We start from the raw sequence: 14,384 nt of genomic DNA on the forward strand, positions 1-14,384 counted from the left end.
GATCCGGCGGCCTTTTCTATCAGCGAAATGAAGCGGCTCAATCGACGAATTCGACCGTGACGCCCGGCTTGACCATCTTGGCCAGCTCGGTGGCATCCCAGTTGGTCAGTCGGATGCAGCCGTGGCTCTGGGTGCGGCCGATCTTCGAAGGCTCGGGCGTGCCGTGGATGCCGTAGGTGGGCTTGGAAAGCGCCATCCAGACGGTGCCGACGGGGCCGTTCGGGCCGGGCGGGATGTTGAGGATCTTGTCGTTTGCGCCCTGTTGGAAATTGATCTTCGGATTATAGGTGTAACCGGGATTGAGGGCGACACGCTCGACATTTACCAAGCCCGACGGAGAGGGAGTGTCGGTGGAGCCGATCGATGCCGGATAGGCGGCGAGGAGATTGCCGGCGCCGTCATAGGCGAAGACCTGCTTGCGGCCCTTGTCGGCGATGATGCGAGCGACTTCACCGGTCTTCGGCTCGCCGGGATTGACGACCTTGATCACCGTGCCTGGAACGCTGAAATCGGCGCCGGGGTTCATCTCCTTGAGGAAGGCTTCATCCATATGGAAGCGCTCGGCCAGCATTTCGGTGGTCGAGGTATAGGCAAGCGACGGCAGCAGCGCCTTCTGCGAATAATCTTCCGGGATCTGGGCGACGAAGGGACCGGCGGCATCGGCCGGCGTGATCGTGTAGCTGACGACGGGCAGGCCGCCGTTCAAGCGCAGCTCTTCGAGAATGGCATCGGTGTCGTTGGGATCGAGCTTCGACCCGGTCATCTGGTCATAGGCATAGATGCCCTTGGTGACGTTCGAGCCCATATGGCCGTCGATGACGCCGGGGGAGATGCCGGCGCGATCGAGGAAGACCTGCAGCGCGACGATCTCCGGCTTCGACTTGTTCTTCAGCGTGATGACGGGCTCTTCGGGTGCGGCCTTCGGCTGATCGGCAGGCGGGATCTGCTGGTCGGGGTCGATCGAGGCGTAGTCGTCGCCGGGCTGCGGATTGCCGATGCTGTTGTCATCAGGATAGGGCTGGTCGTCGAGCGGCTGCCGTTCGATCGCGGCATCGCGTGGAACGCCGCCGGTCACGGCGCCGCGCTCGGAATAACGCGTATCGCCATAGGGATTGTTGTCGGAATAATAGGGGTCGTTGCCGCCCTGGTCGTTATAGACTTCGCGCGGGCCGGGTCGCGGCGGATAATAGCCGCGGGCGCGCATCTCGGTGGCAACGACGTTGCCGTAGTCGTCGATCAACACACGATTGCCGCTGCGGTCGCGGGCGTAGATATAGCCGCGCGGGACATAATCGAGGATTTCGCCGCTCGGCGTCACGAGCACGACATCGCTCTGGCGGCGGTCGCGGAATTGCTGCGCGCCTGCTTCCGGCGCTGCAGCCGCAATGGCTGCCAGCACGGCCGCAAGCGAAAATGCCGACTTCAAAAAGCGATTCACGTCTCACACCTCGAACAGTGACTGGCAGACACACACCTGCGAATTTTGACGCTAGTGTGGAATTTATGAAAGCGTACTGAACAAAATATGAAAATCACTAAGATTTCCTTTTACTCATAAACGTTTGCGCCCTTGTGTCCGTTCCGCAAAATCCACGGTTGCTGCAAAAACACAAGATGAGAGCGGCGGCGATTGACGAATGGAGGCGTGAAACCTAACGCTACGGGCCGATAATTCCTCAAGGAGACCGTGATGATCGAATTTGCCGCCGCAAGCGGGCCGCGCCTGATGCTGGACGAAACATCGGTGCTCGATATCGGCGGATGCATCGTCGACGGCGTCGATATCGCGCCGAAACGCGCCATTCCCGACGACGGCGATCCGCGAATCGATCACTCGCTCGAAGGCTTCCTCTTTACCTGCGGGCCGGATCACATCCGCCACCGTCAGCCGATTCCCGACCGGGGCGACGGCAAAGTCTATCCGCTGCACGGATCGGCCTCTGGCCATGCGGCAAAGGTGCTGTGGACGAAATTCGAGAACGGCAATGCCGAATGTCGCGCCGATATCGACATCACCACTGTCGAAGGACTGCCGCAGCGCATCGAACGGCTGTGGCGGATCGACGGGGCGACGGGCGAGGTGCTGCTCGAAGACCGGGTCGTCAATACCAGCGATCGGACGGTGCCGACCTTCCTGATGTATCACATGAACGTTGGCGGCAAATGGCTGGACGACGGCACGCGGCTCGAAGGCCGGATGCTGGAGAATGGTGGTTTCCCCTGGGCATTCGGCGAGGAGCCGGGCGGCATCTTCTGCGTCGCGGCGCCGGCGGTGGAGGAAGGTTTCGCGGAGGTCCGCCTCGGGCCGATCGCCGCAATCGGCGGCAGGACGCTCAGCGTGCGTTTCCGCGCCGACACGCTGCCCTATCTTCAGGTCTGGCGGAACCAGAAGCCGCCGGCCCATATCATCGGCATCGAGCCGGTGTCGCATCGCTGGGTGCTGCGCGACGAGCTCGAGGCAGCCGGTGAGTTCAACATGCTGGCGCCAGGCGAGAGCCGCAGCTATGCGCTGACCTTTACCTTTCTGTGAGCGAAGTGTTGTTGACGCTGGCAGACCTCCGTCGTAGACCTTCACCCCACGATTTTTGAGGAGACAAGACGATGGATATTCGCCAGATCGACGATGAATATTCGGTTTCGGGCCAGATCACGCTCGAGGAACTCGACGAGATCAAGGCGCTGGGGTTCAAATCGATCGTCTGCCATCGTCCCGACCACGAAAGTCCCGACCAGACGTCGTTTTCCGTCATCGAGGCGCGCGCCAAGGAGGTCGGCCTCGAGATCGCCCATGTGCCTGTCGGGCCGATGGGCGTGACCGAAGAAGCCGTGCAGGGCATGGTCGACGCGCTCGACGAATTCCCGCGGCCGATGTTGGGCTATTGCCGTTCCGGCGCACGCTCGACGGCGATTTACCAGAAGACCCACCATATCCGTAACTGAGCCCCATTCCCGGGCGCAGATTTTCCGGCGCTGACCTTCAGCGCCGCCACCTTCCATTCACTCAGGAGACTATGATGAGCATTAAGCGTATCGACGTCGGCGCGCGCATGAGCGGCGCCGTCATTCACGGCAACACGGTCTATCTCGCGGGCCAGGTCGGCGAGGGCGAAAGCGTCACCGATCAGTGCAAGTCCTCGCTTGCCGAAGTCGACCGCCTGCTGGCTGCATCAGGCAGCAACAAGTCGAAAATCCTGCAGACGATCATCTACCTTGCCGACATCGCCGATTTCGCCGAGATGAACGCCGTCTGGGAAGGCTGGATCGATCCTGCCAATCCGCCGGCCCGCGCCACCAGCGAAGCCAAGCTCGCTGCGCCGAAATACAAGGTCGAGTTCATCGTCACGGCGGCCATCGACTGAAGTCGCAGCGTCCCTATCCTTCAAGGCCGGTGAGTTTTCTCACCGGCTTTTTGTTTGCGCGATTTCCGAGAGCGTACGCGTCGGCGTGATCGCCTCAGGATCGAGCTTGACTTCGATGATCGAGGGTTTGCCGCTGGCGCGCGCCCGCTCGAAGGCCGGGGCGAATTCGTCCGTCCTTTCCACCGTCTCGCCATGGCCGCCATAGGCGCGGGCAAGGGCTGCGAAGTCGGGATTGGTCAGATCGGTGCTGCTGACACGACCCGGATATTCACGCTCCTGGTGCATGCGGATGGTGCCGTAGATGCCGTTGTTGACGACCACCGCGATGATCGGCAGATCGTGGCGGATGGCGGTGGCGAATTCCTGGCCGTGCATCAGGAAGCAGCCGTCGCCGGCAAAGCAGATGACCTCGCGCTCGGGAAAGAGACGCTTGGCGGCAACGGCCGCCGGCAGGCCGTACCCCATCGAGCCGGAGGTGGGGGCGGCTTGAGTGTTGAAGCGCCGGAAACGATGGAAGCGATGCACCCAGGTGGCGTAGTTGCCCGCACCATTGGTGAAAATCGTCTCCGGCTTCGTATTGGCCTCCAGCCATTCCATGATCGGCCCCATGTGGACGGCACCTGGCCCGGTCGCCGGCGGGGTCGACCAGGTGAGATAGGCCTGGTGCAGGCGCGCGGTGCGCTCGGTCCAGTGCGGTTCGGCCGGCGCTTCCAGGTCGGCGAGTGCTGCGACGAAATCGGCCGGCGCGGCGCAGATGGCAAGATCCGGGCGGTAGATGCGGCCAAGCTCGGAAGCGTCGGGATGGATGTGCACCAGCGATTGCTGGGGGTAGGGGATATCGATCAGCGTATAGGACGAGGACGGCATTTCCGACATGCGGCCGCCGAGGAGGATCAGCAGGTCGCTCTCCTTAATCTCCTTTGCCAATGCCGGATTGATGCCGATGCCGACATCGCCGGCATAAGAGGGATGGAGGTGATCGAACAGCATCTGCCGGCGGAAGGAGCAGCCGACGGGGAGCTGGAAACGCTCGGCGAAGCTCTGAAAATCGGCGACGGCATCGGCATCCCAGCGCGTGCCGCCAAGGATCACCATCGGCCGCTCGGCCTTCAGCAGCCTTATATAGAAATCGTCGATCTGCCGGCGGCCGGGATGGGCCTCGACATTGGCATAGTGCCTGGCGCGGGGTGCCTCGACCTCGTCGCGCAGCATGTCTTCCGGCAGCGTCAGCACGACCGGGCCGGGACGGCCGGAGGTGGCGACCGCAAAGGCGCGGGTGACGAATTCGGGAATACGGGCGGCATCGTCGATCTCGCCCACCCACTTGGCGAATTCGGTGAAGGCGCGGCGGAACTCGACCTCCTGGAAGGCCTCGCGCTCGCGTGCTTCCCGCTGCACCTGGCCGATGAACAAGATCATCGGGATCGAGTCCTGCTTGGCGATGTGCAGGCCGGCGGAAGCGTTGGTGGCGCCGGGGCCGCGAGTCACCATGCAGATGCCGGGTTCGCCGGTCAGCCTGCCCCAACAATCCGCCATCATCGCCGCGCCCCCCTCCTGGCGGCAGACGAGAACGTCGATATCGCTGTCACGCAGCGCATCGAGAACGGCGAGGAAGCTCTCGCCGGGAACGCAGGAAAGCCGCTTGACGCCATTCGCCTTCAGCGCCTCGACGATCAGTTCTCCGCCGGTCTTCTTCATGACAATGCCTTCTTCATGATGATCTCTCCCCATCACGCTCAGCGAGTTCCGCCAGAATTTCCGCCTGGTGTTCGCCGAGGCGCGGGCTCGGCCTGTCATAACGCAGCGGCGTCTCCGACAGCACGACAGGCGTCCTCACTCCGGGGATCACGGTGCCGGCGGCGTCCGCAAGATCGATGCGCAGGCCGCGGGCCTGCACCTGCGGATCGGCGAACATTTCCTCGATCGTGTTGATTGCGCCTGATGGAACGGCATTCTCCTCGCAGGCCTTCAAGAGATCCGCCTTCTGCCATTTCAGCGTTTCGGTGGAGATGAGGCGGCGCACCTCGCCGCGATTGCCGACCCGAGCCTTGTTGGTGGCGAAACGCTCGTCGCAGGCCACGGTCTCCAGGCCGAGGAGGGTGCAGAGGCGACGGAACTGGCCGTCATTGCCGACCGCGAGGATGAGATAACCGTCCGCCGTCGGCACGACCTCATAGGGCGAGATATTGGGATGGGCATTGCCAAGGCGGGTCGGTGCGGCGCCGGAGACGAGGTAATTCATGTTCTGATTGGCGAGCACGGCCGATTGCACATCGAGCAGGGCCATGTCGATCAATTGGCCTTCGCCCGATTTGAGGGCATGGATCAGGGCGGCTTCGATTGCCGAGACGGCATAGATGCCGGTGAAGATATCGGCGATGGCGACACCCGCCTTCATCGGCTGGCCGCCCGGTTCGCCGGTGATCGACATGAAGCCCGACATGCCCTGGACGATGTAGTCATAGCCGGCGAGGCTGGCATAGGGGCCGGTCTGGCCGAAGCCGGTGATCGAACAATAGACGAGCTTCGGGTTGATCTTGCGCAGGCTGTCGTAATCGAGCCCGTATTTGACGAGGCCGCCGAGCTTGAAATTCTCGATCAACACATCGGCGGTGGAAACGAGGCGGCGGACGAGATCCTGGCCTTCGGGGCTTTTCAGGTCGGCGGTGACGGAGCGCTTGCCACGATTGGCGGCGTGGTAATAGGCGGCCGAGAGGTTCTCGCCATCGGCGCCCTCGACGAAGGGCGGCCCCCATTCGCGCGTGTCGTCGCCGCCCTCGGGATTTTCGACCTTGATAACGTCGGCGCCGAGATCGGCGAGCATCTGTCCCGCCCAAGGGCCGGCGAGCACGCGGGCAAGCTCGATCACCCGGATTCCGGCAAGCGGCGGCTTCTTCGTCACGGTCTCTGTCATGTTCCTCCCGGCACTGTCTACGGCGCCATCGTCACCTCAGATGTATCGGATACAGGCTTTGAAGCAAAGCGGCGCTCGCGCCAGAGGATGTAGATGCCCGATGCCACGATGATGGCAATGCCGAGCCATTTGACGGCATCCGGAAAGTCGCCGAAGACCAGCCAGGCGAAGATCGTCGCCGAGACGATCTCGAAATATTGCAGCGGCGCTAGCGTCGAGGCCGGTGCTGCGCGATAGGCGTAGACGCCGACGATGCCGGTGATTGCGGCCATGGCGCCGACGCCGGCGACATAGAACCAGGCGCGGCCTTCCGGCATGACGGGATCGAAGAGGTCGGAACCGGTTCCCTGACCGAGGAAAAGCAGGAGGACACAGAAGAGCAGGCCCCAGATGCTCATCTGGAACTGCATCGACCAGGGGTCTTCCCTGCGCGAGAGGGCGCGGGTCATCAGTACGAAGATGGCGATGCAGAGCGCGCTGACGACAGGCAGAAGCGCGATGTAGCCGACCTCTTCGAAACTTGGCTGAATGATCAGCATCGCCCCGAAGAAGCCGACGCCGCAGGCGGTATAACGTCGCCAGCCAATCGTCTCCTTCAGGAAGATGCCGCCGAGGATCGTCACCATGATCGGCTCGACGAAGAAGATCGCGATCGCGTCGGCGACCGCCATATATTTCAGCGTGGTGACGAAGGAGATCATCGAGATGGTGATGATCGCGCCGCGGATGGCATGGAAGAGGCTCTGGCGCCAGGAGAAATCGGCGAAGCTGCGCCGCCATATCACAAGCGGCAGCATGCAGAGCGCCTGGACGACGAAACGGCCGGCGGTGATCTCCCCGGATGGCACGGTGGTGATGGCAAGCTTGGCGAAGATATCGATGAGCGGCGAGACCATCACCGAAAGAACCATCAGCGCAAGCCCCGTCGTCACGTCGGAGGCGGACGAAACGGGGCGGGCGGAGGTGCTGCTCATGATGAAATCCCCGTACTCAGCATATTGGTCGCTCAGGATCTTGCGACCACCTCGTCGCACCAGTCGGCGAAAGCTGCGATCGCCGCATCCGCGCCGATCTCATTCAGCGTCTCGTGTCGCAAGTCCTGATATATCTGAGTGCTGATACGGGAGAAGCCCAGGCCTTTCAAATGGTTTGACAGCCAGAGCACGGCTTTTCCCCGCTCCGTCGCCGGGTCTTCTCCGCCGCCGACCAGATGAACCGGCATATCGCGCGGCAGCCGGTCGAGATGGATTTTCTGCGGTCCGCGGAAGGTCAGCTCGAAGAGATCGAGCCAGAGAGAGACCGAGGCGTCGAAGCCGCAAAGCGGATCGGCGACATATTTGTCGACTTCATCGGGTCTGTGCGACAGCCAGTCGAACTCGGTGCGGCGGCCGGGAATGGATTTGCCCCAGGCGCCGAAGGTGAGCTTCGGCAGCAGGCCGCTCGGCACGTCGGAGCCCTTCAGCATGCGCTCGGCCAGCAGGATCGCCTGGGCGGCGCGGCCGGCGAGGCCGACGGCGAAATTCGAATTCCAGACGGCGACGGCGTCGAAGTCGGCCGGAGCGGTGACGGCTGCATTGAGGGCGATGAGGCCGCCCATCGAATGGCCGAAGAGGATGATCGGCAGGCCGGGATGGCGGGATGCCGCATGGCCGCGCATGGCGATGAGGTCGCCGATCACCCTTTCGACGCCACCTCGTCGGGCGAAGCGGCCGATCGGCGCATCGGGCGCCGTCGTTTCGCCGTGGCCGCGGTGATCATGGGCATAGACATGATAGCGGCGCGCCGCCATCGTCTCGGCAAAGGCGCGATAGCGTTTCGAATGTTCGGCGAGGCCATGCGATATCAACAGGATGCCGCGGGCCGGACCAGTAGCTTCAGCATGGTGATAAGCCAGCGACGCCCCCACTACGGCGAGCTTCTGCGTTTCAGCAAACATATGGATCCTCCCTGCGGCAACAGACCAGATTGCCTGATAAAAGCAACATGGGGGTTTGGTTTATCCGATAACAAAATACGACGTTGCTGCGATTCAGGGTTGCGCCCGTTTGAGCTTCGTGCTTATTTGTTCCCGTATTGTTCTTTTGGGGGTTGAAATGAGCAGCATGCAATTGCGTACCCTGGCGTTTGCCTTGTCGATGGTTGTTTCCGGCGCCGCTACGGCCCAGGAGGGCGGTGGGCGCACCCGTTTCATTCTGGCGGCGAGCTGGCAGCCCGCCTTCTGCCAGACGAACCAGAAAAAGGCCGAATGCGCGACCCAGGCCGTGGAACGCCATGACGCGACGAACTTCTCGTTGCACGGGCTCTGGCCGATGCGCCAGGATTATTGCGGCGTCAGCGCCGACCAGAAGGCCGCCGATAAGGATGGCAACTGGAACACATTGCCGGAGGTCGTGCTTTCGGCCGAGACGAAGACGGCGCTGGCAAAAGCGATGCCCGGCACGCAATCCGGCCTGGAACGGCATGAATGGACGAAGCACGGCACCTGCACGAAAATGAGCGCGGACGACTATTTCGGCGTCGGCGTGCATCTGGTCGGCGCGCTCAATGCCTCGGCGGTGCGCGAGCTCTTCGCCGCCAATATCGGCAAGCCTGTCAAGGCCGACGCGATCAAGGCGGCTTTCGACAAGAGCTTCGGGCCTGGCGCCGGCGACCGCGTCAAGATGAGCTGCCGGCGGGCCGGCAACATCAGGATGATCAGCGAGCTGACGATCGGGCTTTCGGAAGCCGCCGGGGCGGCATCGGCGAAAAGTGCCGGGCTTGCCGATCTGATCCAGGGCGCGGGAAAAACCTCGTTCGGCTGCGACGAAGGTGTGGTCGACGCTGCGGGCTTTTGACCGGAAATCCGAAGTAAACCGGGTTTCGGCGTTGCCCGCAGGCGCTGTTTCGCCTACATAGCGGCACAATCGAAGTTTCCCGCCCGGAGCAGCGCAGTATGGCACGTCAGTTCATCTATCATATGTCCGGCCTCAACAAGGCCTATGGCAACAAGAAGATCCTGGAGAACATCCATCTTTCTTTCTACCCCGATGCCAAGATCGGTATCCTCGGACCGAACGGCGCGGGTAAATCCACCGTGTTGCGCATCATCGCGGGCCAGGACAAGGAGTATACCGGCGAAGCCTGGCTCGCCGAAGGTGCGACGGTCGGCTACCTCGAGCAGGAGCCGCACCTCGATCCCAACAAGACGGTGTTCGAGAACGTCATGGAGGGCGTTGCCTCGAAGACGGCGATCGTGGATCGCTACAATGAATTGATGATGAACTATTCCGACGAGACGGCGGAAGAGGGCGCCAAGCTTCAGGACGTCATCGACAGCCAGAACCTCTGGGACCTGGAAAGCCAGGTCGAAATGGCGATGGAAGCGCTGCGCTGCCCGCCGCGCGATTCCGATGTCACCAGCCTTTCCGGTGGTGAGCGCCGCCGCGTCGCGCTCTGCCGCCTGCTGCTGTCGCAGCCGGATCTGCTGCTGCTCGACGAACCGACCAACCATCTCGACGCCGAAACCATCGCCTGGCTCGAAAAGCATCTGCGCGACTATCCGGGCGCCGTGATGATGATTACCCACGATCGCTACTTCCTGGACAACGTCACCGGCTGGATCCTCGAACTCGACCGTGGCCGCGGCATTCCCTACGAAGGCAACTACTCGGCCTATCTGCAGGCGAAAGCTAAGCGCATGCTGCAGGAAAATCGCGAAGAAGCATCGCGCCAGAAGGCGATCAGCCGCGAGCAGGAATGGATCGCTTCCAGCCCGAAGGCCCGCCAGGCCAAGTCCAAGGCGCGTATCAAGTCCTACGAGCAGCTGGTGGATGCCGCCGAAAAACAGCGTCCCGGCGATGCACAGATCATCATCCCGGTCAGCGAGCGCCTCGGCCAGGTGGTCATCGAGATGGAAGGCATCACCAAGGGCTTCGAGGGCCGGACGCTGATCAATGACCTGTCGATCAAGCTGCCGCCGGGCGGCATCGTCGGCATCATCGGCCCGAACGGCGCCGGCAAGACGACGCTGTTCAGGATGATCACCGGCCAGGAAAAGCCGGATGGCGGCTCGATCCGCATCGGCGAGACCGTGCATCTCGGCTATGTCGACCAGAGCCGCGACGCGCTCGCGGCCGACAAGACGGTCTGGGAGGAAATCTCCGGTGGCGCCGAAATCATCAAGCTCGGCAAGTTCGACATGAACTCCCGCGCCTATTGCGGCGCGTTCAACTTCAAGGGTGGCGATCAGCAGCAGAAGGTCGGCAATCTCTCCGGTGGTCAGCGCAACCGCGTTCACCTCGCCAAGATGCTGAAGGCCGGCGGCAACGTTCTGCTGCTCGACGAACCGACCAACGACCTCGATACCGAAACGCTGGGTGCGTTGGAAAACGCGCTGGAGAATTTCGCCGGCTGCGCCATCATCATCAGCCACGATCGCATGTTCCTCGACCGTCTGGCGACGCATATTCTCGCTTTCGAAGGCGATGGCCATGTCGAATGGTTCGAAGGCAACTTCGAAGATTATGAACAGGACAAGGTGCGCCGCCTTGGTCCCGATGCCCTCAACCCGGGCAGCCAGGCCCATAAGCGCCTGACGCGCTGATCCATCTTTTTTCCTTGCGAAAGCCCCGGTTCGGCCGGGGCTTTTTCATGTCGATCTCTGTCGCAATTTGAGCAGGCAATTTCGCGGAGAGTGCGAATTGTCGCTTGCCACGGCATTTCAAATCACATAAAGATATCTTTATATCTTGATTGGATCGAAGATGAGCGAACCCCTGAAGCTTGGACTGGATGCGCTGGTGGACGTCTTGAAGGCGGCCGGCGAACCCACGCGCCTGCGTCTTCTGGCGCTTCTTGACGCTGGCGATCTGACGGTGACCGATCTTACCGAAATTCTCGGCCAATCCCAACCGCGCATCTCCCGTCACCTGAAGCTGCTCGGCGAGGCCGAACTGATCGAACGATACCAGGAGGGTGCCTGGGCCTATTTCCGTCTCAAGCAGGACGGCAAGGCGGCCTTGCTGGTGCGGGCGCTGCTGAAGCATGTCTCCGAGAACGATCCGACCATCCTTCGCGACGGCGAGCGGCTGTCGCAGGTCAAGCGCCAGCGGGCCGAGCGGGCGCAGGCCTATTTCAGTCGCAACGCGGCCGAATGGGACGAGCTTCGCCGCCTGCATGCCGCCGATGAGGAAGTCGACGCCGCCGTCATCCGGCTGCTCGGCAACCAGCCGATCGATTCGCTGCTCGATCTCGGCACCGGCACCGGCCGCATCCTCGAACTGCTGTCCGGGCTTTACCGCCGCGCCATCGGTGTCGATGCCAGCCGCGACATGCTGAGCGTGGCGCGCGCCAATCTCGACAAGTCCCGCATCACCAAGGCCACCGTGCGCCATGCCGATATCCTGAACCTGCCGTTCGAGGGGCAGGATTTCGACCTGGTGACGATTCACCAGGTGCTGCATTTCTTCGATCAGCCGGAAATTGCCATCGCGGAAGCGGCGCGCATGCTTCGGCCGGGCGGCCGGCTGGTGGTCATCGACCTGGCGCCGCACACGCTCGAATATCTCCGCGACGAGCATGCGCATGTCCGTCTCGGCTTTTCGCACCAGACGATGTCCGACTGGCTGCGCAAGGCCGGGCTCGACGTCGAGCAGGCCGTCGATCTTCATCCGGGTCAGCAAAGCGGGCAGGGCTTGACGGTCACCGTCTGGCTCGCGCGCGATCCGAGGCGTCTCATGGCTTCGCAGACGAACGAAGGCGCCGAACCTACATTTGCCGGGAGGGTATGACATGGCTTTGAAAAACGAAGCACGCGGCCGCAACATCAGGATCTCGTTCGAATTCTTCCCGCCGAAATCGGAAGAGATGGAAGGGCAGCTCTGGCATACCGTCAGCCAGTTGCAGGATTGGGACGCGGATTTCGTGTCGGTGACCTATGGCGCCGGCGGCACCACCAAGGCGCCGACGCTGTCGACCGTCACGCGTTTCCTGTCGCAGACGCCGTTTGCCACCGCCTCTCATCTCACCTGCGTCGGCGCGACGAAGGAGGAGACGCATCAGGTGGTCGACACCTTCCGCAAAGTCGGCGTGACGCATTTTGTGGCGCTGCGCGGCGATGCGCCCGGCGGCGCCGGCGCGCCCTACCAGCCGCATCCCGGCGGTTACGCCAATGCGGCGGAGCTGGTCGCCGGCCTGAGGGAAATCGGCGATTTCGAGATTTCGGTCTCCGCCTATCCGGAAAAACACCCGGAAAGCCGCGATACGGCCGCCGATATCGACATGCTGAAGCGCAAGGCCGACAATGGCGCCAACCGGGCGCTGACGCAGTTCTTCTTCGACAACGACAATTTCGAGCGTTACCTGGAGCGGGTGCGCGGCGCCGGCATCTCGATCCCTGTTGTGCCCGGCATCATGCCGATCCAGAACCTGACGCAGTTGAAGCGTTTTGCCGGGGCCTGCGGCACGATCATCCCCGCCTTTCTCGACGAGCGCTTCGCCGGCTTTGACGACAAGCCCGAGGAGCGGGCGAAGGTGGCAGCCGATGTCGCTGCCGAGCAGATCGAGGATCTCGTCCGGCGTGGCATCCATGATTTCCATCTCTATACGATGAACCGTGCGCCGCTGGTTTCCGCCGTGCTCGACAATCTCGGCGTGTCGCGCCGGGAAACAAAAAGTGCGGGCGCAGCCGCCTGATCCTTTCGGGATGTTCAAAAGTAAAAGCGCATGTCGGGCGGGACATGCGCTTTTTCGTTGGCGGATTGATCAGCTACTGGGGAGTTTAGGCACTATCAGTCGTTACGCTTTCGTCGGCCGGCTCAGATGAAGAGCATGGACAAAACGAAAGCAAACGCTGCACTGACCAACAGAACATTCAAGGATTGCGTGAGTCCCATGTCTGTCTCCTCGCGTTAACCGGCCAATAATATGTCTGAAATATGTCGGTTGGAAAGCGGATTTTATGCTGCGCTGCAGAAGGGGTCAGTGGATAAGTCGAATGCAGTTTCGGTAAGCCTCTGAAATAAATCGATAATTTTCGATGAATTTTTGTTCACAGATTTTAACATGCCGTTAAATCAGGCGATTTCGGATTTACTTATGCGCCCAAAACATGGCGTACCGGCAACCGGTTGAAAACATGCGGAATTCGCAACCGGTTCAGGCGGTTCTCAGCAGCCGGCGATAGGCGCGGCCGTCGAGAATGACGAGGCCGAAACCGATCAGCGCCATACCGGCAAATTCGCCAACTTCAAGCCTTTCGCCAAGGAAAAGCACGCCGAGCAAGATGGCGCTCGGCGGCACCAGCAGGGTGACAAGCGAGGCGTTGGTGGCGCCGGCCGCCGCCATGATCCGGAAATAGAGGATATAGCCGAAGGCGGTCGACAACAGCGCCAGCGCCAGGATGGCAAGCAGCGCTTCAAGCGGCGGTGCGGCCAGCGCCCAGGGGCGATCGGTGAGCAGCGACAGCGGCAGTGCAATCAGCGAGGACGCGGTCAACTGGCCGGCTGCGGTGACAGGGGCTGGAACATCCCTGAAGCGTTTGCCATAGGTGGCGGCGAAGCCATAGGAGATGGCGGCAAGCACGGGAAGCATCAGCGCCCAGAGCGGCGCTTCGCCACCAGCCGAGATGCCGGGGCCGATCAGCACGATCGTGCCGAGGAGGCCGACGAGGCAGCCGACGATCTTTGCCGGGGACAGTTTCTCGTCCGAGGTGAAGTGGTTGGCGATGAGCACGGTCCAGATCGGCGTCGTCGCATTCAGGATCGCCGCAAGGCCGGCGCCGATGCGGGTCTGGCCGAAGAAGATCAGCGCGTGCGGCAGAGCATTGTTGATGAGCCCGAGGATCAGGAACTCGCGCCATCGGGCCTTCAGGATCGCATAGAGGTCGAAACGGCCGGCGACATAGACATGCAGCGCCAGCGCTGCCAGCAGCAGCCTGAGGAAGACGAGGGTCAGCGGCGGCACGTGCTGGACGGCGATGCGGGCGAAGAAAAAGGAGGCGCCCCAGATCAGGCCGAGCAGGACCAGCAGGCCCCAGGTCCAGGCATTCATTCTGCTGTCCACGCCGGTTCCTCCACCGCAAGCCGTTCGTTTCGCCGAAAACCGGCACCGGTTTTCGGCGTGAAGCTTTAGCG

At 62.2% G+C, this 14,384-nt stretch carries 13 protein-coding genes; 7 read left to right on the plus strand and 6 right to left on the minus strand.

Annotation, left to right across the window (positions count from 1 at the left end; translation table 11 throughout):
• Positions 1 to 37: 37 nt before the first annotated feature.
• The gene (locus EEQ99_RS07890; RefSeq protein ID WP_029867942.1) at positions 38 to 1,438 is read right to left on the minus strand and encodes a L,D-transpeptidase; all 1,401 of its coding nucleotides are present in this window, start codon (positions 1,436 to 1,438) and stop codon (positions 38 to 40) included.
• Between the two features lie 252 nt (positions 1,439 to 1,690).
• Here EEQ99_RS07890 and EEQ99_RS07895 point away from each other — a divergent pair, with 252 nt between their 5' ends.
• From EEQ99_RS07895 to EEQ99_RS07905, 3 genes are all read left to right on the plus strand, one after another.
• Positions 1,691 to 2,530 carry an aldose 1-epimerase family protein gene (locus EEQ99_RS07895; protein ID WP_127430209.1) on the plus strand — a complete coding sequence of 280 codons (840 nt, stop codon included), beginning with the start codon at positions 1,691 to 1,693 and terminating at the stop codon, positions 2,528 to 2,530.
• 71 nt (positions 2,531 to 2,601) lie between these two features.
• On the plus strand, positions 2,602 to 2,940 hold the full coding sequence (locus tag EEQ99_RS07900; protein ID WP_028755821.1) for a protein tyrosine phosphatase family protein: 339 nt from the start codon (positions 2,602 to 2,604) through the stop codon (positions 2,938 to 2,940).
• Positions 2,941 to 3,014: 74 nt separating this feature from the next.
• Complete coding sequence (locus EEQ99_RS07905; protein ID WP_028755822.1) at positions 3,015 to 3,359, plus strand: RidA family protein; 345 nt, start codon at positions 3,015 to 3,017, stop codon at positions 3,357 to 3,359.
• Positions 3,360 to 3,398: 39 nt separating this feature from the next.
• Here EEQ99_RS07905 and EEQ99_RS07910 read toward each other — a convergent pair whose 3' ends face one another.
• The 4 genes from EEQ99_RS07910 to EEQ99_RS07925 are packed head-to-tail and all read right to left on the minus strand — an operon-like array spanning position 3,399 to position 8,209.
• Positions 3,399 to 5,057, minus strand: a complete 1,659-nt coding sequence (locus EEQ99_RS07910) for a thiamine pyrophosphate-binding protein (RefSeq protein WP_029867943.1) — start codon at positions 5,055 to 5,057, stop codon at positions 3,399 to 3,401.
• Positions 5,058 to 5,070: 13 nt separating this feature from the next.
• Entirely contained in the window at positions 5,071 to 6,273 is a 1,203-nt protein-coding gene (gene caiB, locus EEQ99_RS07915) for a succinate--glutarate CoA-transferase (RefSeq protein ID WP_028755824.1), read from the minus strand.
• A gap of 17 nt (positions 6,274 to 6,290) precedes the next feature.
• On the minus strand, positions 6,291 to 7,247 hold the full coding sequence (locus EEQ99_RS07920; protein ID WP_028755825.1) for a DMT family transporter: 957 nt from the start codon (positions 7,245 to 7,247) through the stop codon (positions 6,291 to 6,293).
• Between the two features lie 32 nt (positions 7,248 to 7,279).
• Positions 7,280 to 8,209 (minus strand): alpha/beta fold hydrolase, encoded by a 930-nt coding sequence (locus EEQ99_RS07925; RefSeq protein WP_028755826.1) that lies wholly within the window; start codon positions 8,207 to 8,209, stop codon positions 7,280 to 7,282.
• Positions 8,210 to 8,366: 157 nt separating this feature from the next.
• Between EEQ99_RS07925 and EEQ99_RS07930 the strand changes: the two genes are divergently transcribed.
• From EEQ99_RS07930 to metF, 4 genes are all read left to right on the plus strand, one after another.
• Complete coding sequence (locus tag EEQ99_RS07930) at positions 8,367 to 9,107, plus strand: ribonuclease T2 family protein (RefSeq protein WP_028755827.1); 741 nt, start codon at positions 8,367 to 8,369, stop codon at positions 9,105 to 9,107.
• A gap of 98 nt (positions 9,108 to 9,205) precedes the next feature.
• Positions 9,206 to 10,855: an energy-dependent translational throttle protein EttA gene (gene ettA, locus EEQ99_RS07935; protein ID WP_028755828.1), complete on the plus strand. Its 1,650-nt coding sequence runs from the start codon at positions 9,206 to 9,208 to the stop codon at positions 10,853 to 10,855.
• Between the two features lie 160 nt (positions 10,856 to 11,015).
• On the plus strand, positions 11,016 to 12,041 hold the full coding sequence (locus EEQ99_RS07940; RefSeq protein ID WP_029867944.1) for an ArsR/SmtB family transcription factor: 1,026 nt from the start codon (positions 11,016 to 11,018) through the stop codon (positions 12,039 to 12,041).
• 1 nt (position 12,042) lies between these two features.
• Positions 12,043 to 12,945 (plus strand): methylenetetrahydrofolate reductase [NAD(P)H], encoded by a 903-nt coding sequence (gene metF, locus EEQ99_RS07945; RefSeq protein WP_028756318.1) that lies wholly within the window; start codon positions 12,043 to 12,045, stop codon positions 12,943 to 12,945.
• 462 nt (positions 12,946 to 13,407) lie between these two features.
• Here the strand turns inward: metF and EEQ99_RS07950 are convergent, their stop codons facing one another.
• Positions 13,408 to 14,313, minus strand: coding sequence for a DMT family transporter (locus EEQ99_RS07950; RefSeq protein WP_028756317.1), 906 nt, complete (start codon positions 14,311 to 14,313; stop codon positions 13,408 to 13,410).
• Positions 14,314 to 14,384 lie beyond the last annotated feature (71 nt).

The sequence above is a fragment of the Rhizobium anhuiense genome (assembly GCF_003985145.1).
In the GTDB taxonomy this organism is placed as follows: Bacteria; Pseudomonadota; Alphaproteobacteria; order Rhizobiales; family Rhizobiaceae; genus Rhizobium; species Rhizobium anhuiense.